19 protein-coding genes, 2 tRNA genes and 1 pseudogene are annotated in these 21564 nt (G+C 74.0%); 14 read left to right on the forward strand and 8 right to left on the reverse strand.

Annotated elements, in window-relative coordinates; all coding sequences use genetic code 11:
- Nucleotides 1–6: 6 nt before the first annotated feature.
- Genes Ae150APs1_RS20435 through nudC form a run of 4 tightly spaced genes read left to right on the forward strand, consistent with a single transcriptional unit; the run spans nt 7 to nt 5088 of the window.
- A complete protein-coding gene (locus Ae150APs1_RS20435) occupies nt 7–1281 on the forward strand; it encodes an aldehyde dehydrogenase family protein (RefSeq protein WP_075299675.1) in 1275 nt (424 codons plus the stop codon).
- 38 nt (nt 1282–1319) lie between these two features.
- Nucleotides 1320–2666 carry a pitrilysin family protein gene (locus Ae150APs1_RS20440; protein ID WP_170918112.1) on the forward strand — a complete coding sequence of 449 codons (1347 nt, stop codon included), beginning with the start codon at nt 1320–1322 and terminating at the stop codon, nt 2664–2666.
- Nucleotides 2663–4060, forward strand: a complete 1398-nt coding sequence (locus Ae150APs1_RS20445) for a pitrilysin family protein (RefSeq protein WP_075299677.1) — start codon at nt 2663–2665, stop codon at nt 4058–4060. The genes Ae150APs1_RS20440 and Ae150APs1_RS20445 overlap by 4 nt, the downstream gene beginning before the upstream one ends.
- Complete coding sequence (gene nudC / locus Ae150APs1_RS20450) at nt 4057–5088, forward strand: NAD(+) diphosphatase (RefSeq protein WP_075299679.1); 1032 nt, start codon at nt 4057–4059, stop codon at nt 5086–5088. Before Ae150APs1_RS20445 ends, nudC begins: the two co-directional genes overlap by 4 nt.
- An 81-nt stretch (nt 5089–5169) precedes the next feature.
- Here nudC and Ae150APs1_RS20455 read toward each other — a convergent pair whose 3' ends face one another.
- Nucleotides 5170–5409, reverse strand: coding sequence for a glutaredoxin domain-containing protein (locus tag Ae150APs1_RS20455; protein ID WP_010229460.1), 240 nt, complete (start codon nt 5407–5409; stop codon nt 5170–5172).
- A gap of 194 nt (nt 5410–5603) precedes the next feature.
- Between Ae150APs1_RS20455 and Ae150APs1_RS20460 the strand changes: the two genes are divergently transcribed.
- From Ae150APs1_RS20460 to Ae150APs1_RS20475, 4 genes are all read left to right on the forward strand, one after another.
- Nucleotides 5604–7646, forward strand: coding sequence for an ATP-dependent DNA helicase UvrD2 (locus Ae150APs1_RS20460; protein ID WP_075302337.1), 2043 nt, complete (start codon nt 5604–5606; stop codon nt 7644–7646).
- 179 nt (nt 7647–7825) lie between these two features.
- Nucleotides 7826–8119: a hypothetical protein gene (locus Ae150APs1_RS20465; protein ID WP_139316999.1), complete on the forward strand. Its 294-nt coding sequence runs from the start codon at nt 7826–7828 to the stop codon at nt 8117–8119.
- Nucleotides 8120–8384: 265 nt separating this feature from the next.
- Entirely contained in the window at nt 8385–8690 is a 306-nt protein-coding gene (locus Ae150APs1_RS20470; RefSeq protein ID WP_050802353.1) for a WhiB family transcriptional regulator, read from the forward strand.
- A 47-nt stretch (nt 8691–8737) separates the two neighbouring features.
- Nucleotides 8738–8995, forward strand: a complete 258-nt coding sequence (locus Ae150APs1_RS20475) for a hypothetical protein (protein WP_075299681.1) — start codon at nt 8738–8740, stop codon at nt 8993–8995.
- 246 nt (nt 8996–9241) lie between these two features.
- Here Ae150APs1_RS20475 and Ae150APs1_RS20480 read toward each other — a convergent pair whose 3' ends face one another.
- Nucleotides 9242–9658 (reverse strand): VOC family protein, encoded by a 417-nt coding sequence (locus Ae150APs1_RS20480; RefSeq protein ID WP_010229470.1) that lies wholly within the window; start codon nt 9656–9658, stop codon nt 9242–9244.
- Nucleotides 9659–9734: 76 nt separating this feature from the next.
- Here Ae150APs1_RS20480 and Ae150APs1_RS20485 point away from each other — a divergent pair, with 76 nt between their 5' ends.
- Nucleotides 9735–10343 carry a TetR/AcrR family transcriptional regulator gene (locus tag Ae150APs1_RS20485; RefSeq protein WP_249266405.1) on the forward strand — a complete coding sequence of 203 codons (609 nt, stop codon included), beginning with the start codon at nt 9735–9737 and terminating at the stop codon, nt 10341–10343.
- A 16-nt stretch (nt 10344–10359) separates the two neighbouring features.
- On the opposite strand, the gene Ae150APs1_RS20490 is transcribed toward Ae150APs1_RS20485, so the two are convergent.
- Both Ae150APs1_RS20490 and Ae150APs1_RS20495 read right to left on the reverse strand, forming a co-directional pair.
- Nucleotides 10360–11691 carry an AarF/UbiB family protein gene (locus Ae150APs1_RS20490; RefSeq protein WP_075299684.1) on the reverse strand — a complete coding sequence of 444 codons (1332 nt, stop codon included), beginning with the start codon at nt 11689–11691 and terminating at the stop codon, nt 10360–10362.
- A complete protein-coding gene (locus Ae150APs1_RS20495) occupies nt 11688–12647 on the reverse strand; it encodes a hypothetical protein (RefSeq protein WP_075299686.1) in 960 nt (319 codons plus the stop codon). The genes Ae150APs1_RS20490 and Ae150APs1_RS20495 overlap by 4 nt, the downstream gene beginning before the upstream one ends.
- A 448-nt stretch (nt 12648–13095) precedes the next feature.
- On the opposite strand from Ae150APs1_RS20495, the pseudogene Ae150APs1_RS34685 reads away from it, so the two are divergent.
- Nucleotides 13096–13251, forward strand: a pseudogene (locus tag Ae150APs1_RS34685) (M48 family metallopeptidase); the annotation flags it as partial.
- Nucleotides 13252–13426: 175 nt separating this feature from the next.
- On the opposite strand, the gene Ae150APs1_RS20505 reads toward Ae150APs1_RS34685, so the two are convergent.
- Both Ae150APs1_RS20505 and Ae150APs1_RS20510 read right to left on the reverse strand, forming a co-directional pair.
- Complete coding sequence (locus Ae150APs1_RS20505; protein ID WP_075299688.1) at nt 13427–14989, reverse strand: zinc-dependent metalloprotease; 1563 nt, start codon at nt 14987–14989, stop codon at nt 13427–13429.
- Nucleotides 14990–15064: 75 nt separating this feature from the next.
- Nucleotides 15065–16069, reverse strand: a complete 1005-nt coding sequence (locus Ae150APs1_RS20510) for a S16 family serine protease (protein WP_083680262.1) — start codon at nt 16067–16069, stop codon at nt 15065–15067.
- 277 nt (nt 16070–16346) lie between these two features.
- Here Ae150APs1_RS20510 and Ae150APs1_RS20515 point away from each other — a divergent pair, with 277 nt between their 5' ends.
- From Ae150APs1_RS20515 to Ae150APs1_RS20525, 3 genes are all read left to right on the forward strand, one after another.
- Entirely contained in the window at nt 16347–19256 is a 2910-nt protein-coding gene (locus Ae150APs1_RS20515) for a UPF0182 family protein (protein ID WP_075302341.1), read from the forward strand.
- A 94-nt stretch (nt 19257–19350) separates the two neighbouring features.
- Nucleotides 19351–19427 (forward strand) — tRNA-Met (locus Ae150APs1_RS20520).
- 231 nt (nt 19428–19658) lie between these two features.
- A tRNA-Met gene (locus Ae150APs1_RS20525) sits at nt 19659–19732 on the forward strand.
- A gap of 70 nt (nt 19733–19802) precedes the next feature.
- Here the strand turns inward: Ae150APs1_RS20525 and Ae150APs1_RS20530 are convergent.
- Complete coding sequence (locus Ae150APs1_RS20530; RefSeq protein ID WP_075299690.1) at nt 19803–20408, reverse strand: methyltransferase; 606 nt, start codon at nt 20406–20408, stop codon at nt 19803–19805.
- A gap of 33 nt (nt 20409–20441) precedes the next feature.
- On the opposite strand from Ae150APs1_RS20530, the gene Ae150APs1_RS20535 reads away from it, so the two are divergent.
- The gene (locus Ae150APs1_RS20535) at nt 20442–20657 is read left to right on the forward strand and encodes an RNA-binding S4 domain-containing protein (RefSeq protein WP_010225072.1); all 216 of its coding nucleotides are present in this window, start codon (nt 20442–20444) and stop codon (nt 20655–20657) included.
- 7 nt (nt 20658–20664) lie between these two features.
- On the opposite strand, the gene Ae150APs1_RS33790 is transcribed toward Ae150APs1_RS20535, so the two are convergent.
- Nucleotides 20665–21546, reverse strand: coding sequence for an SGNH hydrolase domain-containing protein (locus tag Ae150APs1_RS33790; RefSeq protein ID WP_249266407.1), 882 nt, complete (start codon nt 21544–21546; stop codon nt 20665–20667).
- Nucleotides 21547–21564 lie beyond the last annotated feature (18 nt).

The following is a 21564-nucleotide window of genomic DNA, read 5'->3' on the forward strand; positions in this document are numbered from 1 at the left end:
GACCGCGTGAGCAGCACCGTCACCGATCCCGGGCAGTCCACCGCCGAGGCGCCGGAGCACGCCGCCGTCCGCGAGGCCGCGCAGCGCGCCCGTGCCGCCGCCCCGGCCGTCCGCGCCGCCGGCGAGGGGAGGATCGACGACGCGCTCCGGGCGGCCGCCGCGCTGATCCGCGACCGCGGTCCCGAGCTGCTCGAGATCAACGCAGCCGACGTCGAGGCGGCCGAGGCGAACGGCATGGCCGCCGGGCTGCTGGACCGGCTGCGGCTGACCGAGGAGCGCCTCGCCGGGATCGCCACCCAGCTGGAGGTGCTCGCCGCGACGCCGGAGCCGCCTGCCGAGTGGCCGGTCCGCACCCTCGAGACCGGTGAGCGTGTGTTCGAGCGGCGGATCCCGGTCGGCGTCATCGGCGCGGTGTTCGAGGCCCGGCCGAACGTGACCGTCGACGTCGCCTCGCAGGTGCTCAAGGCCCGCAGCGCCGCCGTCCTGCGCACCGGGTCGGCCGCGCTCGGCAGCGCCACCGCGCTCGTCGAGACGATCCTCCGGCCGGCGCTGGCCGAGGCCGGGCTCCCCGAGGCGGCCGTGCAGCTCGTCCCGTTGCCCGGACACGCCGGTGCCGAGGCACTCGTCGGGCTGCCGGACCTGGTGCCGCTGGTCGTCGTCCGCGGGTCGGGCGAGGTGACGCGCAAGCTGTCGCTGCTCGGCGCGACCGCGGGGACCCGGATCCTCGCGCACGCCGACGGCGGCGGGGTGCTGTACCTGGACTCGTCGGCGTCCGAGGCGGACGTGACGCGCCTGGTCACCGACTCCACGGACCGGCTCGGCGTCTGCAACCGGCTGAACCTGCTGCTCATCGATCGGCCCGCCTACGACACGCTGCTCCCGGTCGCCAGGGCCGCGCTGGACGCCCGCGGCGTCGCGCTGTCCGAGCCGCCGCACGCGCACCGGCTGGGCCACGAGTGGGCGCTCGACTCCGGCGCCGAGGCGCACGTGACCGTCGCCCCCGTCGACGGGCCGGACGACGCCGCCGACACCGCCGCCCGCGAGACCTCCGGGCTGGCGGCGACGATCTGCGCCTCCGACGAGGAGGTCGCCCGGCGGTTCATCGACCGCTACACCGGCACCGGTGTGTTCTGGAACGCGCCGTCCCGGCTGCTCGACGGCTACAAGCTGCTCGGCCTGCCGGAGACGGGGATCAACGTCGACCACACGCCCGGTCCGCGCGGCCCCGTCACCTACCGGGACCTGGGCCTGCGCCAGTTCGTGGTGCTGCCCCCCGCCTGACCGGGCACCCGGCCGGGGGCGGGGATAGCCTCGCCCCCGTGTCCGTGATCGCCGAGAGACCCGCACTCGCACTGCATCGGGCGACGCTGCCGAACGGGCTGCGCGTGCTCGTCGTCCCCGACCCGGCCACCCCGGTGGTCGGGGTCTCGGTGCACGTCGACGTCGGCTTCCGCTCCGAGCCCGAGGGTCGCACCGGGTTCGCGCACCTGTTCGAGCACCTGATGTTCCAGGGCAGTGAGAGCCTGGACAAGCTGGAGCACTTCCGCCAGGTCCAGACCGCGGGCGGGATCTTCAACGGCTCGACCCACCAGGACTACACCGACTACTTCCAGGTGCTGCCCGGCGCGGCGCTGGAGCGCGCCCTGTTCCTGGAGGCCGACCGGCTCCGCGCCCCCCGGCTGACGGTGGAGAACCTGCGCAACCAGGTCGACGTCGTCAAGGAGGAGATCCGGCTCAACGTCCACAACCGCCCCTACGGCGGGTTCCCGTGGATCCTGCTGCCGCCGGTCCTCTACGACACCTTCCCGAACGCGCACAACGGCTACGGCGACTTCTCCGAGCTCGAGCAGGCGAGCCTGGACGACGCGGCCGCGTTCTTCGACACCTTCTACGCCCCCGGCAACGCGCTGGTCACCGTGCACGGCGACCTCGGCGGGCACGGCGTCGACGGCACCCTCGCCCTGGTGGAGCGCCACTTCGGCGACATCCCGGCCCGGCCGGTGCCGTCCCGCCCGTCGTTCGCCGAGCCGTCCCCCGGCACCGAGCGCCGGCAGAGCGTGACCGACGCGCACGCCCCGCTGCCCGCGCTCGCGCTCGGCCACCGGGTCCCCGACCCGGCGGCCGACCCCGACGGCTACGTCGCGCACGCGATGCTCGCCTCCGTCCTCACCGACGGCGAGGCGGCCCGGCTGCAGCGGCGCCTCGTGCACGGCGGCGCCGACGGGACGGGCCTGGTCACCGACGTCTCGGCGTCGAACGGACTGATGGGTGGTCCCTTCGACGCCCGCGACCCCGACACCTTCACCATCACCGCCGTGCACCCGGCAGACGTCCCCGCGGACCGGGTGATCACCGCGGTCGACGAGGAGCTGGACCGGCTCGCCGAGCAGGGCCCCGGCACCGACGAGCTCGCGCGCCAGTCCGCGCGCTGGTCCGCGGCCCTGCACCGGGAGGACGACCGGGTGATGTACCGGATGCTCGGCCTCGGCGCCCGGGAGCTGCTCTACGGCCGCGCCGAGCTGACCCTCGAGCTGCCCGCCCGGCTGGCCGCCCTGACCACGTCCGACGTCGCCGCCGCCGCGGCCCGGCTGTGTTCCGCGGGCCGCGCGGTGCTGACGGTCGAGCCCGCCGCCGGCGACGACCGGGAAGAGGGGAGTGCCGCGTGAGCGCCACCCGCACCCACCGCAGCGCCGAGGAGATCGGTCGCACCGAGCGCGGCCCGCGCGCGCTGCCCGATCTCGGCCACACCGAGCAGGTGCCGCTGCCCGAGGTCGTCACCCGGACGCTGCCGAACGGGCTGACGGTGCTCGCCGCCCGCCGGCCGGGCGTGCCGATGGTCGAGACCCTGCTCCGGATCCCGGCCGCCTCCGCCGGGCCCACCGCCGACGCCGGCTGGACGGCGGGCACCGAGGTCCTCGCCGAGACGCTGCTGACCGGCACCGCGGGCCGGGCCCGGGTCGGGCTCGACGACGACCTCGCCGCCGTCGGTGCCGAGCTGGGTGTCGGTGTCGATCCCGAGTGGCTGCAGGCCGGCGGGTCCGCGCTGGCGTCCGGCCTCCCCGTCGTGCTCGACGTGCTGGCCGACGTGCTCACCGGCGCCACCCACGCCGACGACGAGGTGCTCCGCGAACGTGCCCGGCTCGTCGAGCGGATCGCGGTCGCCCGCGCCCAGCCACGCACCGTCGCCCGCGAGGCGCTGATGCGCCGCCGTTTCGGCGACCACCCGATCGTCTCCGAGATGCCCACCGCCGAGGCCGTCGCCGGGATCACCCCGGAGCGGGTGCGCGCCCTGCACACCGACGTCGTCGTCCCCGACGGTGCGCGACTGGTGCTCGTCGGCGACATCGACCCCGAGGCCGCGATCGACGAGGTCGCCCGCCGGCTCGGCGGCTGGACCGGCGACCATCCCGCACGGCGGCTGGACGAGCCGCCGGTGCCGCCGGTCGGTGGCGTCCAGCTCGTGCACCGGCCCGGGTCGGTCCAGTCCCAGTTGCGGCTCACCGCGCCCGGCCTGGACCGCACCGACGAGCGCTACACCGCCTTCCAGATCGCGAACCTGGTGTTCGGCGGGTACTTCTCGTCGCGCTGGATGGAGAACATCCGCGAGGACAAGGGCTACACCTACGGGGCGCACTCGGGGCAGGAGTTCGTCCCCGGCGGGGCGGTGCTCGGCCTCGACGCCGACGTCGCCTCGGACGTCACCGCGGCCGCCCTGCTCGAGACCCGCTACGAGCTGGGCCGGATGGTCGCCGTCCCGCCGACGGAGCAGGAGGTCACCTCGGCCCGCCGGTACGCGATCGGCTCGCTGCTCGTGTCGCTGGACAGCCAGTCCGCGCTGGCGGGGACGCTGTCCGCGCTCGACGCGGCGGGACTGGACGTCGAGTGGCTCCGCGACCGTCCGCGACGCCTGGAGGAGGTCACCGTGGACGAGGTCGCCGAGGTCGCGGCGGAGATGTTCGCGCCGCCCCGGTTCACCGGCGTGATCGTCGGTGACGCGGACGTCGTCGGACCGGGGCTGACCGCGCTCGGCGGGGTCCGGCGGGCGGAGGCGGACGCGTGAGCCCCGGTGACTTCGACCTGACCGAGCAGCCGGTCCTGTCCCGCAACGCGCTGGACCGCGACGAGAACCGGCGTGCCGATCCGGCCTGGCTGCAGGAGACCTGGGCGAAGGCCCGCGTCGTCGTGGTCGACGAGGCGGGGCGCACGCCCGTCGACTGGGAGGTCGGGCCGGGCCGGTCGTTCCGCGAGACGGACGCCGCCGCCTGGGACGACGCCGCCGGCCGGAACGGGCAGGTCCGCACCCGTGCGGGTGCCGACCTCGCCGCCGAGCCCCCGGCCGAGGCCGTCCTGCTCGGCGAGCGCGACGGCGTCCCGTACTGGGCGGCGCGCGGCGGCCCGGCCTGGATCGCCGTGGACGACCCGGGGGAGTGGGCGGACCTGCGGGCCGCGGGCGCGTTCCTCGACCCGCTCGGGGCCGGGCTGCTCACCGGTGCCGTGGCCACCCTGAACTGGCACGACCGTGCCCGGTTCTGCGCGGTCGACGGCACCCGCACGCGTCCGCACGCCGCCGGCTGGGCCCGGATCTGCGAGAACGGGCACGAGGAGTACCCGCGCACCGATCCGGCGATCATCTGCCTGGTGCACGACGGCGCCGACCGCGTGCTGCTCGCCCGCCAGCCGGTGTGGCCGGTCGGGCGCTACTCGGTGCTCGCCGGGTTCGTCGAGTCCGGCGAGTCCCTGGAGGCCTGCGTGCACCGCGAGATCGGCGAGGAGGTCGGCATCGACGTGACCGACGTCCGGTACCTGGGCAGCCAGGCCTGGCCGTTCCCGCGTTCGCTGATGGTCGGCTTCCACGCGGTCGGCGACCCGGACGTGCCGCTGCGCCCGCAGGACGGCGAGATCGCCGACGCGCTCTGGATCACCCGCGACCGGCTGCGGGAGGCACTGGCCCGCGGGGACTGGGGTTCCCGTGACGACACCCGTGACGATGCCGGCGCCCCTGATCGGACCGACCCGGTCGTCATGCTCCCGGGGACTGTCTCGATCGCGCGCACGATGCTGGAGTCCTGGGCCGCCGCGGGCGGCTGAGCGGACCCCGGCCAGGAACACGGCGGCGGCCCGGGCACACGCCCGGGCCGCCGCGCTCCGTGGTGGGAGTTCCGTAGGGGGTCAGGCGGCGAGACGCCGCTGGACCTCCGCGAAGCTGGGGTTGGTCGCCACCGACTCGTCGGGGAAGACGACGGTGGGGACGGTGCGATTGCCGCCGTTGGCCTTCTCGACGAACGCGACCGCGTCGGGCTCGCGCTCGATGTCGATCTCGCGGTAGCCGATCCCGGCCTCGTCGAGCTGCAGCTTGAGCCGGCGGCAGAAGCCGCACCAGCCGGTCGTGTACATCGTCAGGTCCGCCATACCGTGCACAACGACCGGGGACCCCCCCGATCTTCCGTGGGCCGCGACACGTCGTGGCCGGTGGTCGCCCCGGAAGCGTCGGTGGCGGGTGTCAGGATGGGTGGGTGCCGTCCCGAACCTCTGCTCCCCGTCCCGCTCGTGCGACCCGGACCGGGGCGGCACCGGGACCGGAGAGCCCCACGGGGGCGGACGGGCTGGATCCCGAGCAGCGCGAGGCCGTCACCGCGCCACGGGGCCCGGTCTGCGTGCTGGCCGGTGCCGGCACCGGCAAGACCCGCACGATCACCCGCCGGATCGCGCACCTGGTGGGGCAGGGCCACGTCGTCGCCGGGCAGGTCCTCGCCGTCACCTTCACCGCGCGCGCGGCCGGCGAGCTCCGGACCCGGCTCCGGCAGCTCGACGCCGGTGGGGTGCAGGCACGGACCTTCCACGCGGCGGCCCTGCGCCAGCTCCGCTACTTCTGGCCGCAGGTGATCGGCGGGTCCCCGTGGCCACTGCTAGACGGCAAGTTCCGGCTGGTCGGCCAGGCCGCCGCCCGGGCCAGGGTCGGCACCGACTCCGACGCACTGCGCGACCTGAGCTCCGAGATCGAGTGGGCGAAGTCGTCGCTGGTCGCCCCGGTCGACTACGCGGCCGAGGCCGCCCGCCGCAAGCGGGACACCCCCGGCCCCGCCGACCAGGTCGCCCAGGTCTACGCCGCCTACGAGGAGCTCAAGAACGCGGCCGAGGTGCTCGACTTCGACGACCTGCTGCTGCACACGGCCGTCGCGCTCGAAGAGCACGCCGGGGTCGCCGAGGAGTTCCGCTCGCGGTACCGCTGCTTCGTCGTCGACGAGTACCAGGACGTCACGCCGCTGCAGCAGCGGCTGCTCGACGCCTGGCTCGGCGAGCGGGACGACCTCACCGTCGTCGGCGACGCGAACCAGACGATCTACACCTTCGCCGGCGCCTCCCCGCGCTACCTGCTGGAGTTCCCGCGCCGGTTCCCCGGCGCGGCCGTCGTCCGGCTGCAGCGCGACTACCGGTCCACCCCGCAGATCGTCGGCTGCGCCAACCAGCTGATCGGGGCCGCGCGGCACCAGCCCGCCGGGTCGCGGCTGCAGCTCGTCGGGCAGCTCCCGCCCGGGCCCGATCCGGACTTCTCCGAGCACGACGACGAGCCGGCCGAGGCCGCCGCCGTCGCCGGCCGGATCCTGACGCTCCTCAAGGACGGGACGGAGCCGTCCGAGATCGCGGTGCTGTTCCGGATCAACGCCCAGTCCGAGGCGTACGAGCAGGCGCTCTCCGATGCGGGCGTGCCGTACCAGGTGCGCGGCGGTGAGCGGTTCTTCGCCCGCCCGGAGGTCCGCCGGGCGATGATCGCGCTGCGCTGCGCCGCGCCCGACCAGCGGCCGGGCACCGATCTCGTCGACGTGACGCGCGCCGTGCTCGGCGCCCGCGCCGGGCTCACCGACGAGCCGCCGAAGGGCGCCACCCTGCGTGCCCAGTGGGAGTCGCTGCTCGCACTGGTCGGGGTGGCCGAGGAGCTCGCCGCGATCGAGCCGCAGGCCGACCTGACCCGGCTGTGTGCCGAGCTCGACACCCGGGCCGACTCGGCGCAGGCCCCGGTGGTGCAGGGGGTGACGCTCGCGTCGCTGCACGCGGCGAAGGGCCTGGAGTGGGACGCGGTGTTCCTCGTCGGCCTCGCCGACGGGACGCTCCCGATCGGGCACGCCGGCGACGACGAGCACGCCGTCGAGGAGGAGCGGCGGCTGTTCTACGTCGGCGTCACGCGCGCCCGCCGGGTGCTGTCGATGTCCTGGTCGCTGTCGCGGGCGTCGGGGCGCGGCCCGAAACGGCGCCGGTCCCGGTTCCTCTACGGACTGATCCCGGACTCACACCCCGCGTCCCGGGTCGCCGGCGAGCGCCGGCCCGGCGCCGCCCGCCCGAAGTGCCGGGTCTGCGGGTCCCCGCTGTTCGGGAGCACCGCGACCAAGCTCCTGCGCTGCGACGACTGCCCGTCCGACGTGGACCTGGAGCTGCTGGACCGGCTCAAGCAGTGGCGCGCGGGCGAGGCGAAGCAGCAGGACGTGCCGGCCTTCGTCGTCCTCACCGACGCGACGCTCACCGCGATCGCCGAGCAGCGGCCGTCCGGGCCGTCGGCGCTGGTCGGGATCCCCGGCATCGGTGCGGCCAAGCTCGACCGGTACGGCGACGACGTCCTGCGGCTGCTCGCCGACCACGACGAGGAGCGCTGACCCTCGCCGGACCCACCTTCGGTCCGCCGTGGGTGAACTTCCGGGGAGACTTTCGAATAATCGGTTGCAGCGGTCTGCGCTGCGCTTCTAGTGTCATCGGCACCGAGTGGGGCAGCGCTCCGCTCACGCATGCGTCGCGCGGGAGACCGCGCGGCGGGACCACGGAGGAGGTGATCGACATGGGCACGACCGAGATGACGGTCGGCGTCGCGTCGATCGATACCGCCGTGGCCTGCGAGCCGCTGACCGTCGTGCCGCACGCGGTCGCCCACGCTGCCCTCGCCGACCTGGTCGGCTCCGGGGTGCGCCGTCGTCCGCAGGGGGTCCGGCTGACCGCTGCGACCTCGTTCCGCGCCGGGGGAGACGTGTCCCCGGAGAGCGGTGGGACCGCCGTCCCGATGATCTCCGGCCCGATCGCGTGGTTCCACAAGTCCACAGGTGCGTCCGTTCCCGGGCGCCGAGGGGGTACCTGACCCCCTCAGCGCTCGCGCCCAGTCCATCGGGGCCGCGGAACCCACGCACACGGGTTCTGCGGCCCCGATTTTTTTGTCCGTCCATCCGTCCATCCGTCCATCCGTCCCGAGAGAGAGCACCGCGCTGAGAGCACAGCTCCGGTCCTGACGAGAAGAAGAAGTTCGATCGAGGAGGTCGATCGTGTACGTGAGGTCCGCTCCGTGTGACGGCGGAGTGATCCGGAATGCGACCGGTGGCGGCTGCGCCGGTTCCGACGAGACGCGGCTGCGGGCCGTGGAGACCGGCCCGCCCGCCGAGCAGTGGTCGGCACTGCCGTGCCGTAACGGCGACGCCGACCTGTGGTTCGCGGAGACGCCCGGTGAGCTGGAGCAGGCCAAGGCGCTCTGCGGCGGCTGCCCGCTGAGGAACGCCTGCCTGACCGGCGCCCTGGACCGCGGCGAGCCGTGGGGGGTCTGGGGCGGCGAGATCTTCGAGCGCGGCCGGGTGATCCCGCGCAAGCGTCCGAGGGGCCGCCCCCGCAAGGCCGACCTGGAGCGCGACCGGGCCTACGCCCTGGCCGCCGGCAACTGACACCGGGTCACGAGCCCGCACCCCTGACCGACGAAGGAGAACCCGACATGAACGACCTGAGCACGGTGCCGAGCGCACCGATCCAGCACCCGATCGTCCACCGCGATGTCACCACCCATCTCGTGAACCAGGAGAACGCGATGACGCTCATCCAGGAAGCCCTGGCGAGATCCCATCAGCAGGAGGCGCAACGGGTGGCCGAACAGCATCGGCTCGCCCGCCGGCTCACCGCAGGCCGTGGCTGGGCCCGGCTCGCGTCCTGGGCCGCGGCCCGGGCCGAGCGGGCGGGCCACCGCGCCGGCTGAGCCGCGCTTTCAGCACCGCCGGCTGAGCCGCGTTTTCAGCACCGCCGGCTGAGCCGCGCCGGCTGAGCCGCGCGTCGATCACAGGTGCCCCGTCCGGATCCTTCCGGGCGGGGCGCCGCCGCGTCTGCACCACGTCCACCCACCGGTTCTGACCAGGTGGTCCGGAGTCCCCTTTGCTCTGCTCACCTCGGCGCGCCGGGGCCGGGGCCGGGGCCGCGCCCCCGGAGCCGCGGGTGTGCACCGGCGTCAGTCCGTTGCCGTTCCGGTGAAGGCGGCGGCGAACTCCGCCGACGGCGGGATCTCGGTGATCACGTCCACCAGGACCCCGTCGGGCCCGGCCAGGATGAAGTGGCGCTGCCCGAAGTCCTCGTCCCGCAGCTCCAGGGCGACCGGCAGCCCGGCGCGGACGGCGAGGCGATCCCATTCGGCGTCGACGTCGTCGACCTCCAGGTTCACCAGCACCCCGGTCGCGGAGCGTCCGCGGAAGTCCGCGGGGATCGTCGGGTGGTCGCGGTGCAGGAGCGCGAGCTCGTGGCCCTCCCGGCTCAGGCTGACGTACCACCCGGCGTCGAAGACGATCTCGAAGCCGAGCGGGCCGGTCCAGAACGCGCGGGCGGTGGCGACGTCGTCGGTGGCGAGCACCGGGTAGCAGCTGGTCAGCATGATCCCTCCTCGAGTTCACATACTCACGGTATGCGAAAAGGTGCTGGCGTACCCTCGGTACGTCAATCGAGGATCCGTGAACCGGAGGTGTGTGGTGGGGGTGCGGGCCGAGCAGCGTGCGCGGACGCGTGACGCTCTGCTCGACGAGGCGGAGCGGCTGTTCGCCCGGCAGGGCTATGGCGCCGTCGGGCTCCCGGCGGTCGTGGCGGGCGCCGGGGTGACCAAGGGCGCGCTCTACCACCAGTTCGACGGCAAGGTCGCCCTGTTCGGGGCGGTGCTGGAACGGGTGCAGGCCCGGGTCGCCGAGCGCGTGGTGGAGGCGGCGCGGGCCGAACAGGACCCGTGGGACCGGCTCGTCGCCGGGTGCCGGGCCTTCCTCGATGCCAGCACCGCGCCCGGCACCGCGCGCGTGATGCTGGTCGACGGGCCCGCCGTGCTCGGCTGGCCCGTCTGGCGGGAGATCGACGAGCGCACGTCCGGCCGGCACCTCGCCGAGGCGCTGGCCGGGCTGGTCGGGCTCGGCGAGCTGGAACCGCAGCCGGTGGAGCCGCTGGCCCGCCTGCTGTCGGGGGCGATGAACGAGCTCGCGATGTGGCTGGCCGGGCCGGGCACGACCACCGCCGACCGGGCCGCCGCGCGGGCGGCCCTGGAACGGACCCTCGACGGCCTGCGCCGGCGCGGGTGAGGTGCGCCCCGGCAGGTCAGCCCGTCGGGGCGTCCGGCCGGAACATCTCCGGCTGCCACTCGGCGACGATCTCGCGCAGCCGCACCCGGGTGTCGAGCTGGCAGAGGATGCCCAGCGTCCCCATCGTCACCCGATGGACCAGGAGGAACCGCGGCGGCAGGTTGAGCGCCCGGCCGATGGCGGCGTCCGGGCTGCGCAGGTCGCCGACCCGCTCGGCCTGACGCTGGATCCAGCGGCGGCTGAAGTGGAACTCCTCTGTCTCCAGCGGCTCGGTGAAGGGCGCCAGGTAGTCGAGGACCTGCTGCTGGTCGATCCGGGCACCGCTGCGGACGAAACCCGCCGACTGCATCAGCGCCATCAGGTCGCCGTCCCGGCCCTCCAGGGCGTACTTGGTCATCGCGACCAGCTCGGGCGGCATGCCGTCGGGCATCCGGGCGACCGCGCCGAAGTCGAGGACGAGCAGCCTGCCGTCGTCGAGGATGCCGAAGTTGCCCGGGTGCGGGTCGGCGTGCAGCAGGTGCGCCCGGTCCGGCGCGGAGTAGTGGAACCGGGCCAGCCGGCCGCCGGCGTGGTCACGCTCCTCGACCGAGCCCTCGCGGATGACCGACGCCAGCGGACGGCCCTGCACCCACTCGGTGATGACGGCCTTCGGTGCCGAGCCGACGACCCGGGGGATCTTCACCTCGGGGTCGTCCTCGTAGATTGCGGCGAACTCCCGCTGGTAGGTCGCCTCGTCGCGGTAGTCGAGTTCCTCCTCCATCCGGCTGCGGAGCTCCTCGACGAGCGGCTTGATCTCCATCCCGGGTACCAGTGGCTGGAGGATGCGGCTCATCCGGCCGAGCTGGCGCAGGTCCGAGCGGAGTGCCTCCTCCGCGCCCGGGTACTGCACCTTGACGGCGACCTCGCGGCCGTCGCGCTTCCAGACCGCGCGGTGCACCTGCCCGATGCTGGCCGAGGCGGCCGGGTCCTCGTCGAACTCTGAGAAGCGGGACCGCCAGGACCGGCCGAACTGCTGGGTCAGCATGTAGTCGACGTCGTCCATCGGCATCGGCGGGGCGGCGGCCTGCAGCTTCGTCAGCGCCTCGCGGTACGGCTCGGCGTACTCGTCCGGGATGGCGGCCTCGAACACGGACAGTGCCTGCCCGAACTTCATCGCGCCGCCCTTGAGCTCACCGAGGACGGCGAACAGCTGCTCGGCGCTCTTCGCGGCGAGCTGGGCGGAGATCTCGTCGCGGTCGCCACCGGTGAGCCGGCGCCCGAAGCCGGCGGCCGCCCGGCCGGCGACGCCGAGCGGCAGGCCGGCGAGCTTGACGGTCCGTGCGGCCGTGCGTCGGGGAATGTCGCTCACACCATGATTGTCCACCCCACGGCGGGGGGTTCGCACGCCGCGGTGGTGCCGCCGCACGGGCAGTCCGGCTGCCGATGGAGCGCACGGGCGGTGATCGCCGCCGTGGCGGGGTCGATCTCGAGCTCGGCGGCCCACGACGCCGGCGGCGCACCGCCGAGCAGCGGACCGTCCAGCGCGGCCAGCACCTGCCCGACGGCCAGCGCCCCCGTCGCGGCGACGACGTGCGGCTCGGCCGTCCGCGGGCCGGGACCGGGGACGCCTGCGGCCGCGCCCGCGCAGCGCAGGCAGGGCCCGCGGCCGGGCAGCACCAGCGGCCCGACGACGCCGTGGCCGTCGCGGAGCGTGACGACGAGGTGTTCGACGGCGCCGTCCGGCCCGGGCTCCGGCGCGCCCGCCAGCACGACGAGGTCCGGCGGCACCCGGCCCGGCGGCCCGGTACGCACCCCCGCCGTCCGGAGCAGATCGTGCAGCGCCTCGTCGCGCGCCCGGCCGAGATCGGCCCGGGGCAACCCGGCTGCGGCGTCATCCGGCCCGACCGGGCCCGTCACCCGTGGATGCACCTGCCCGATCCCGGTCGCGGTCAGCCCGGCGACGACGGCGACTGCCGTCGCCGAGTCCCCGCGGACCTCGACCAGCGTGGTCCCGCGGTGCCGCCGGACACGGTCGGCGGCATCGGGGTCGGCCAGGAGCCCGGCCCGCCACAGCACACCGAGCAGCCCTGCCAGCGCGCTGCGGTGCGGGCCCGGCGGTGCACCGGCCAGCAGGTCGCCGGTGGCGCAGGGACCGTCCGCGAGCCGGTCGAGCGCGGCGACGGCGGCGGGGGAGAGGTCGTCGAGGACGCGGCCGCGGGCACCGGAGCCGATCCGTCGGGTACGTGGGCCGGTCGCGACCGCCCCGAGGTGCGGCGCGAGGACGAGCCTCCCGGGCAGGCCGGGTGATCCGGGCGGTGCGGTCATCGCGTCACGGTGACGCATCCGGCGAGCGCCCGGACGGGATCCACACGGAGGTTCGCAGGAGCAACGGTGGTGCGCGGAAGCCACCGGCGGCGCCGTGACCGGCGGGAGCGCCGCGCCCGACCGGCGGCTCACCCCGGTGGCTCCGGCGGCCTACCCTGGGGGCATGGCTAGCCCCCCGGTCGAGGTCCGTCGCAGTGCCCGCCGGAAGCGGATGGTCAGTGCGCGGCGCGAGGGCGACCGCGTCGTCGTGTTCATCCCCGGCTGGATGACGGCCGAGCAGGAACGCGACTGGGTCGCCGAGATGGTCAAGCGTATAGAGGCCAGCGAGGCCCGGCGCCGGTCGCCGGGCCGCAGCGGCGACGACGCGCTGATGACCCGGGGCCGGGAGCTGTCGAAGCGCTGGCTGGAGGGGCGCGCGGAACCGGTGTCGATCCGCTGGGTGCCGACGATGCGGACCCGGTGGGCGTCGTGCACGCCGGACGACCGCACGATCCGGGTCAGCGAACGGCTCCGGGACGCGCCCGGCTGGGTCGTCGACTACGTCCTGGTGCACGAGCTCGCGCACCTGCTGTCCGCCGCGCACGACGACGTCTTCTGGTCCTGGGTGTACCGCTATCCCCGCACCGAGCGGGCCATCGGCTACCTCGAGGGCCTGAACGCGGCGGCGGCGCTGGGCATCAGCGGGGTGGACGGCGATCCCGCCACCGAGGACGAGGCGCCCGCCCCGGAGATCCCGGACGACCAGGTCGCGGCGACCGGGAGCCGCCGGCCGGGCGGGGTCAGGACTCGCGACGGCCCTCGCCGGGGCCGTCGGCGTCCGGGTCCTCGGAGCCCGGTGTACCGGTGTCGTCGCCCCGGGCACCGGACTCCTTCTCGGCGTCGGCGGCCATCTGCCGCTCCAGCTCGGCGATCGGGTCGTCCGGGACGCCCTCGCCGGAGGTGCCACGGACGAACGCGGCCGGGTCGTCCAGGTCGTCTGCGGACGGGATCAGGTCCGGGTGCGCCCACACGGCGTCCCGGCCCTCGGTGCCCCGCTCCTCGGAGAGGAGCTTCCACAGCTCCGCGGCGGCGCGCAGCCGCCGCGGCCGCAGCTCCAGGCCGACGATCGTGGCGAACGCCTGCTCGGCGGGCCCGCCGGACGCGCGCCGGCGGCGCATCGTCTCGCGCATCGCCTCCGCGCCGGGCAGCCGGTCGGCCAGCGCCTCGGCGACGACGGCGTCCACCCAGCCCTCGATGAGCGCGAGCAGCGTCTCCAACCGGGCCAGCGCGGCCTTCTGCTCCGGGGTGTCCTCCGGCTCGAACATGCCGGACTGCATGGCCTCCTGGATCGACTCCGGGTTCGACGGGTCGATGCCGCGGGCCAGCTCCTCGATCCGGGAGGTGTCGACGGTGATGCCGCGCGCGTAGTCCTCCACCGCGCCGAGCAGCCGCTCCCGCAGCCAGTGCACGTGGGTGAACAGTCGCTGGTGTGCCGCCTCGCGGGCGGCCAGGTACAGCGTGACCTCGCCGGCCGGGCGGTCGAGGCCCTCGGTGAACCGCGCGATCGCCTCGGGCAGCAGCGCCGTCGTGCGCTCCGGGCCGACCGGGATGCCGAGCTCGGTGGAGGTCAGCACCTCCTTGCCGAGCTGGGCCAGTCCCTGCCCGAGCTGGCTGCCGAACGCCATGCCGCCCATCTGCCCGAGCATGCCGAGCATCGGACCGGCCGCGTTGCGCACCTCGTCGGGCAGCCCCTCGACCCACGCCGACGACAGCCGGTTGGCGACCGGGTCGCACAGCCGCTTCCAGGTCGGCATGCCGGCGCGCACCCAGTCGCTGGGCGTCCACGCCTTCACCTCGCCGCCCGCGGACGGGAACGACGTCGCCGGGTCCAGCCACAGCTCGGCGAGCCGGACCGCCTCGGAGACGGCGCGGCGCTGGTCGTCGGTGAGCGACGACGTCGTCTGCGCGAGCTGCTGGGTCGCCAGCTGGGCGGCGAGGTCGTAGTTGACCGGGCCGCCGTCGCCGGAGCCGGTGCCGGCGTGACTGAGCATCTGGCCGAGCTGGGACAGCATCTGCCCGAGCTGGCTCATGTCGAACTGGCCGCCGGCCCCGCCCGGCATCCCGGGCATGCCCGGCATCCCGGGCATGCCGAACGCCGCGAACGGGTTCTGCTGGCCCCCGGACTGCCCGCCCGCCGGGTCGGACGACTGCGGGTGCGAGCCGAAGCCGAACGGATCCTGCGGGCCGTCGGGCTCGCCGCCGCGGCCACCGTCCTGACCGCCCGTACCGTCGCCCGGGCCGGACGCGTCGTCCTTGTCGCGGTCGCGGTCGGCGGGGCCGAATCCGAACGGGATGTCACTCATGCGCCCTACCGTACGCGGGTCGGCGGACCCGATGCCGCTGGTCGCGGGCGAGTTCGCCACGGGCGGAGACGGGAACTAGGAGCAGCCCTGCGGCGTTCCGCCGTCGTTCAGGGTCTCCAGTGCGCCGACGGCCTCGTCGAGGGTCCCGACCCTCACGAGCTGCAGGTCGTCGGGCCCCTCGGCGGCCGCCTCCGCACAGTTCGCGGCCGGTACCAGGAACGTCTGCGCACCGACCTCCTGCGCCTTGATCATCTTGAATCGGATGCCGCTGATCGGGCCGACCCGGCCCTCCGCGTCGATGGTGCCGGTGCCGGCCACGAACCGGCCGCCGGTGAGCGGGCCGGGGGTCAGCTTGTCGACGAGGGCGAGGCTGAACATCAGCCCGGCGGAGGGGCCCCCGACGTCGCCGAGGGTGATCGAGAGCCGCTGGCCCTCCGCGGGCGACGTGGCCGGGGTGATCCCGAGGAAGGCCCGGGCCGGGTCCTCGGGATGGGCCGACGGCGTCACCGTCACGTCGCGCGGGGCCGCGCGCCCGCGCACGACCGACAGGGTCACGGGCTCACCGGGCCGGGCCGCACAGAGTGCGTCGAGCAGCGCCTGCACCGACGGGATCGGCGTCCCGGACACCGCGCGGATCTCGTCGCCGGCCTCCAGCACCCCGGACGACGGCGACCCGTCGGTCAGCGCACCGACCGTCACCCGGGTCGGCAGGCCGAGATGGGTCAGCGCGGCGGCCTCGGCGTTCGCGATCGACCCGTCGAACTCCTGCTGGTTCTGTGCCGTGACCTGCTCGGTGCTCTCGCCGGGCGGGTAGAGCGACGACCGCGGGGCCAGCCGGTAGGTGCCCGACGCCCACATCCCGAGCGCGGTCATCGTCGAGATGCCGTCGGTGACGCCGACGGTCGTCATGTTGAGGTGGCCCTCGGTGGGGTAGGTCGGCAGCCCCTGGGCGGACACGACGGGTGTGCCGTTGGCGTCGCCGAGGGTGTCGAAGGTCGGGCCGGGCCCGAGCGCCACGACGGGGGCGGGCACCACCGAGCCGACGACGGTGAGTCCCAGCAGCACCAGCAGTGCCGTCACCCACGTCGAAGATCGAACGCCCACGCGCGGCAGCCTACGGTCGGGAGCGCCGTCCGGCGCGGGCGACCCCGGCCCGGGCCTGCATCGACGCCGTCCGCGAGGGACGTGGCGGTCTGCCCGATATGTCGTTTCCAGCACGAAAACGACCGACACGCCGGGGCTCAACCGGGAACTCACGCGCGCTCCGTAGAGTTGGACGCGGAGAACCGCGCCGTCGCTCCCCGCCGGCCGTGTCTTCCGAGTCGTCACCGAGCTGTGGAGCGTGCCCGTGTCGTCCATGCGGCCCCCTGTGGGAGCGCCGTCGTTGACCCGCCGAACCCGGATCCTGCTGGTCGCCGCGGGCGTCCTCGTAGTGCTTCTGCTCGGCGGTTCGCGGCTGCTGAACTTCTATGTCGACTACCTGTGGTTCGGGGAGGTCGGGTTCCGGAGCGTGCAGCTCACCCGGCTGTTCACCCAGATCGTCCTGTTCGGCGTCGTCGGTCTCGTCGTCGGCGGCCTCGTCGCCCTGACGCTGTGGCTGGCCTACCGGTACCGGCCGGTCTTCGTGCCGGTCTCCGGTCCGGAGGACCCGGTCGCCCGCTACCGGACGACGATCATCCAGCGGCTGCGGCTGTTCGCCGTCGGCGTGCCCGTGGTGATCGGCGTCGTGGCGGGCCTCGCGGCGCCCGTGCAGTGGCAGACCGTGCAGATGTTCCTGTACGGGACGCCGTTCGGGCAGGCCGATCCCGAGTTCGGCAACGACATCTCGTTCTACGCCTTCACCCTGCCGTTCCTGCGCATGTCGCTGAACTGGCTGTTCGTCGCCGTCGCGATCTGCTTCGTGCTGGCGCTGGTCACGCACTACGTGTTCGGCGGCATCCGGCTGTCCGGCCGCTCCGGGTTCGTCTCCACCGCGGCACGGGCCCAGCTGGCCGTCCTCGCCGGTGTGTTCGTGCTGCTCAAGGCGGTCGCCTACTGGTTCGACCGGTACGACCTGCTCTGGTCGAACCGCAACTCCCAGACGTTCTTCGGGGCCACGTACACCGACCTCAACGCGGTGCTCCCGGCGAAGCTGATCCTGCTGATCATCGCGGTGATCTGTGCGCTGGCGTTCTTCGTCGCCGCGTTCCGGCAGAACCTGCAGATCCCGGCGGTCGCCGTCGTGATGCTGGTGATCTCGTCGATCCTGGTCGGCACCGCGTTCCCGCTGGTCCTGCAGCAGTTCGTCGTCGCCCCGAACGCCAACGAGCGCGAGGCGCCGTCGATCGAGCGGAACATCGAGGCCACCCGGAACGCGTTCGGCATCGGGCCGGACAAGGTCGACATCCAGCCCTACGCCGGGGAATCGGAGGCGACGCCCGCGCAGGTCCGCCAGGACACCGACACCGTCGAGAACATCCGGCTGCTCGACCCGGGCAAGCTGAACCGCACGTTCACCCAGCTGCAGCAGCGCCGGAACTTCTACGGCTTCGCACCGAACCTCGACATCGACCGGTACACGGTCGGCGGCGAGACCCGCGACTACGTCGTGGCGGCCCGCGAGATGGACGCGAACGCCCTGGTCGGCAACCAGCAGGACTGGATCAACCGGCACCTCGTCTACACGCACGGCAACGGCTTCGTCTCGGCGCCGGCGAACCAGGTCAACGCGGCCCTGGAGGACACGGGCGGCCAGGGCGGCCTGCCGCTGTTCAGCGTCAGCGACACCCAGACCGAGGGCCGGATCCCGGTCGACCAGCCGCGCATCTACTACGGCGAGCTGCTCGACAACCAGTACTCGATCGTCGGCGCCGAGCAGGGCACCGCACCGCGCGAGTACGACTCCGACGAGGCGCAGTACACCTACACCGGCGCGGGCGGCGTCCCGATCGGCGGGATCTTCGACCGGGTGGTGTTCGCACTGGCCTACGGCGAGCGGAACATCCTGTTCAACAGCTCGATCAACGACCAGTCGAAGATCATGTACGTCCGGAACCCGCGGGACCGCGTCCAGGCCGTGGCGCCGTGGCTGAAGCTGGACAACGACCCGTACCCGGCCGTCGTCGACGGCCGGATCCAGTGGATCGTCGACGGCTACACCACGCTGCAGGACTACCCGTACGCCGAGCGCGTCCAGCTGGGCGACGCGACGTCCGACTCGCGGATCGGCCCGGGCGGCCAGCAGCTGCCGAACGAGACGGTCAGCTACCTGCGGAACTCGGTGAAGGCCACGGTCGACGCCTACGACGGCACCGTGAAGCTCTACGCCTTCGACGAGCAGGACCCGGTCCTGCAGACCTGGCAGAAGGCGTTCCCCGGCACCGTCGAGCCGCGGTCGGCGATCACCCCGGACCTGCAGGCGCACCTGCGGTACCCGGAGGACCAGTTCAAGGTCCAGCGTGAGCTGCTGACCCGCTACCACGTCGACAACCCTGGCGAGTTCTTCTCGACGGTCTCGTTCTGGGACGTCCCGTCCGACCCGACCGTGCAGGGCGGCGGCAACGGTGGGGCGCAGGACGCGCAACCGCCGTACTACCTCTACGCGGGGCTGCCCGGTCAGGACGGCGCGTCGTTCCAGCTCACCAGCGCGCTGGTGAGCCTGCGACGGCAGTTTCTGGCGTCCTACGTCTCCGCCAGCTCGGATCCGGACACCTACGGCCAGATCACCGTGCTCCAGCTGCCGAACGAGACACAGACGCTCGGCCCGCAGCAGGTCCAGGCGCAGTTCCTCGGGTCGCCCGAGGTCTCGCAGGAGCTGAACCTGCTCCGGCAGAACCAGACCACGATCGACTACGGCAACCTGCTCACCCTCCCGGTGGCCGGTGGCCTGCTCTACGTCGAGCCGGTCTACATCGAGCGGGCCGGGCAGGACTCGTCCTACCCGCAGCTGGCCCGCGTGCTGGTGAGCTACGGCGGCCGGGTCGGCTACGACGCCAGCCTGTCCGCCGCACTGGACCAGGTGTTCGGTGCCGGTGCCGGTGCGGGCGCCGGTGGTGCGGCGGCCACACCGGGCCAGCCGGCTCCGCAGACACCGGCACAGGGTGCGACGCCCGGTACTCCCGCCACCCCGGGAGCGCCGAACGCGGCCCAGGCCGGCGCGGCGCAGGAGATCCGCACGGCGCTGAACGAACTCAAGGCGGCCCAGCAGAGCGGTGACTTCGCCAAGCAGGGCGAGGCACTGGCCGAGCTCGACCGCGCGGTGTCGGCGTTCCAGAACGCCGGCGGCTGACCGGTCCGGTTCCGGCACCCCCCTCGCGGGGTGCCGGAACCGCAGGGGTACTGTGGTGACACAACACAGACGGAACCGCTGAGGTTCCGGACGGCGCGGGGTGGAGCAGCTCGGTAGCTCGCTGGGCTCATAACCCAGAGGTCGCAGGTTCGAATCCTGCCCCCGCTACCACGCAGACGATGGCCCCCGGGAGATCCCGGGGGCCATCGTCGTGTCCGGCCCCGGTCGTGCCCGGGCGGACCTCGCCGAGATGCAGCCGAGCGTTCTCCGGAGATCGACGATTCGCGCTGAGCCGCATCTCGGCGGGGTGCGCCGGCCCGGAGGGGGTGCCTGCGGGGGCGTTCGGGGGTCGGGGTAGAGTTGTTCCTACAACACAGACGGAGCCGCTGAGGTTCCGGACGGCGCGGGGTGGAGCAGCTCGGTAGCTCGCTGGGCTCATAACCCAGAGGTCGCAGGTTCGAATCCTGCCCCCGCTACTACGCAGGCGAAGGGCCCCGGGATCTCCCGGGGCCCTTCGTCGTGTGCGGGCCGGATCGGCCGTGGCGCTCATGCCTCGCGCGGCGCGACCTCCAGCACCCGGTAGCCCCTGTCAGAGACCAGCCGGGTCGTCGGGAACCCCTGCTCGGCCTCCAGCCACCGGTGCAGCGAGTCCGAGCCGAGGTTCTTCGCGACCACGAGGTACGCGCGGCCGCCCGGCATCAGCCGTGGCAGCCACCGCAGCAGCAGCTCGTGCAGGGCGGGCTTCCCCGAGCGGATCGGCGGGTTCGAGTAGATGCCGGCGAACGACAGGTCGCCGGGGACGTCGTCGGGCACGCAGGCCGTCACGTTCCCCAGCCCCGCGGCGCCCGCATTGGCCCGTGTGAGGCCCAGCGCGCGCTCGTTGAGGTCCACGGCCCACACCGGCAGCCTGCGGCGCCGTGCGGCGATCGTGAGGGCGACGGGGCCGTACCCGCACCCGACGTCCAGCAGCGGTCCGCGGACCTCGGGCATGGGGGCCGCGTCGAGCAGCACCTTCGTCCCCCGGTCGATGCGGCCGTGCGAGAACACGCCGGTGTCGGTCGACAGTTCGAGATCGACACCGGCGGTGTGCAGCCGGACCGAACCGGGACGGCTCGCGACGGACGGCGTGGCGCTGAAGTAGTGGTCACCCACGCCGCAGGATGCTACGGCGCGCAGAATGGGCCCATGACCACCCCGCAGGACGTGCCGATCCGTGAGGAGCCGATCCGCATCGGGCAGTTCCTCAAGCTCGCGAACCTGGCCGAGGACGGCGGGCACGCGCGCGAGCTGCTCGAGGCCGGCCTCGTCACCGTGAACGGCGAACCCGAGTACCGTCGCGGCGCGCAGTTGCAGCGCGGCGACGTCGTCTCCGTCGACGGGCACCGCGCACGGCCGTCCTAGCCGCGGGTCACCAGCCCAGCCTGCTCTCGAAGTGGTCGGCGAACACCGGGGCCATCGTCTCGGCGTAGGTCGCCGTCAGGTGGTTGTCGTCCATGTAGACCAGCACGTTGCCGATCTCGGCGGGACACCGGTCCTGCTCGCAGATCGCGGGAGCGGTGTCGATGAAGGACACGTTCGGCGGGACGTCCGGCAGCGCGGCGTAGGGCGGCAGCGTCGGGTAGACGTCGTGCCGGTCGAGGGCGCAGCCCTCCGCGTGCCGGCCCTGGGTGCTGATGCACTCCGGGACGAAGAACGGCGGGCGCGGGTTGTCCCGGACCGCGACGACCGGCACCCCGGCGTCGTGCATCCGCCACCAGGCGTCGACGAACCCGTGCGGCGTCGACTCGGTGAGCCCCGGGCGGACGTCGCGGGTGGCCAGCGTCAGTAGGGCGTCCGGCCTCAGCTCCGCCGTCTCCGCGGCGGCCGCGGCGTTGAAGGCGGTGCAGCCCTCGTCCGCGGGATCGGTCTCGGAGCCGGTCGAGAACGGGCAGGCCCCGCGGAACATCCCGATGATCTCCCAGTGCCGCTGTGCGGCGACCGGCATCAGCGAGGCCACGTACTGCTGGATGTGCGAGTCGCCGATCACCACGATCCGGCGCTCGGGGGGTGCGTCACCGGGCGGCGGGATCGTGCAGAACTGCATCTCGACGCCGTCGCGCTGGAGCGGGCCGCAGTCCCAGGTGCCGCGGTGGTAGCTCCAGTCGTCCGGGGCGCCGACCAGCGACGGTGCGAGGTCGACCTCGGCGGCCGGGGCGGTGGCTGGATCGGTGTCGGCCAGGCCGGCGTACTCGAAGCCCGGAGCGAGTGCGGCCGCCCCGGGATGGGTGGGCGAGCCCGCCTCCACCTGCACCGACGCCCGCGCGGTGGC

Source organism: Pseudonocardia sp. Ae150A_Ps1 (assembly GCF_001932315.1).
Classification (GTDB): Bacteria; Actinomycetota; Actinomycetes; order Mycobacteriales; family Pseudonocardiaceae; genus Pseudonocardia.

Coding starts and splice junctions, on each gene's coding strand:
- Ae150APs1_RS20455 (WP_010229460.1), bottom strand. CDS start 5,409: ATGGCGGACCTGACGATGTACACGACCGGCTGGTGCGGCTTCTGCCGC.
- Ae150APs1_RS20465 (WP_139316999.1), top strand. CDS start 7,826: ATGGGCACGACCGAGATGACGGTCGGCGTCGCGTCGATCGATACCGCC.
- Ae150APs1_RS20475 (WP_075299681.1), top strand. CDS start 8,738: ATGAACGACCTGAGCACGGTGCCGAGCGCACCGATCCAGCACCCGATC.
- Ae150APs1_RS20480 (WP_010229470.1), bottom strand. CDS start 9,658: ATGCTGACCAGCTGCTACCCGGTGCTCGCCACCGACGACGTCGCCACC.
- Ae150APs1_RS20495 (WP_075299686.1), bottom strand. CDS start 12,647: ATGACCGCACCGCCCGGATCACCCGGCCTGCCCGGGAGGCTCGTCCTC.
- Ae150APs1_RS20505 (WP_075299688.1), bottom strand. CDS start 14,989: ATGAGTGACATCCCGTTCGGATTCGGCCCCGCCGACCGCGACCGCGAC.
- Ae150APs1_RS20515 (WP_075302341.1), top strand. CDS start 16,347: ATGCGGCCCCCTGTGGGAGCGCCGTCGTTGACCCGCCGAACCCGGATC.
- Ae150APs1_RS20535 (WP_010225072.1), top strand. CDS start 20,442: ATGACCACCCCGCAGGACGTGCCGATCCGTGAGGAGCCGATCCGCATC.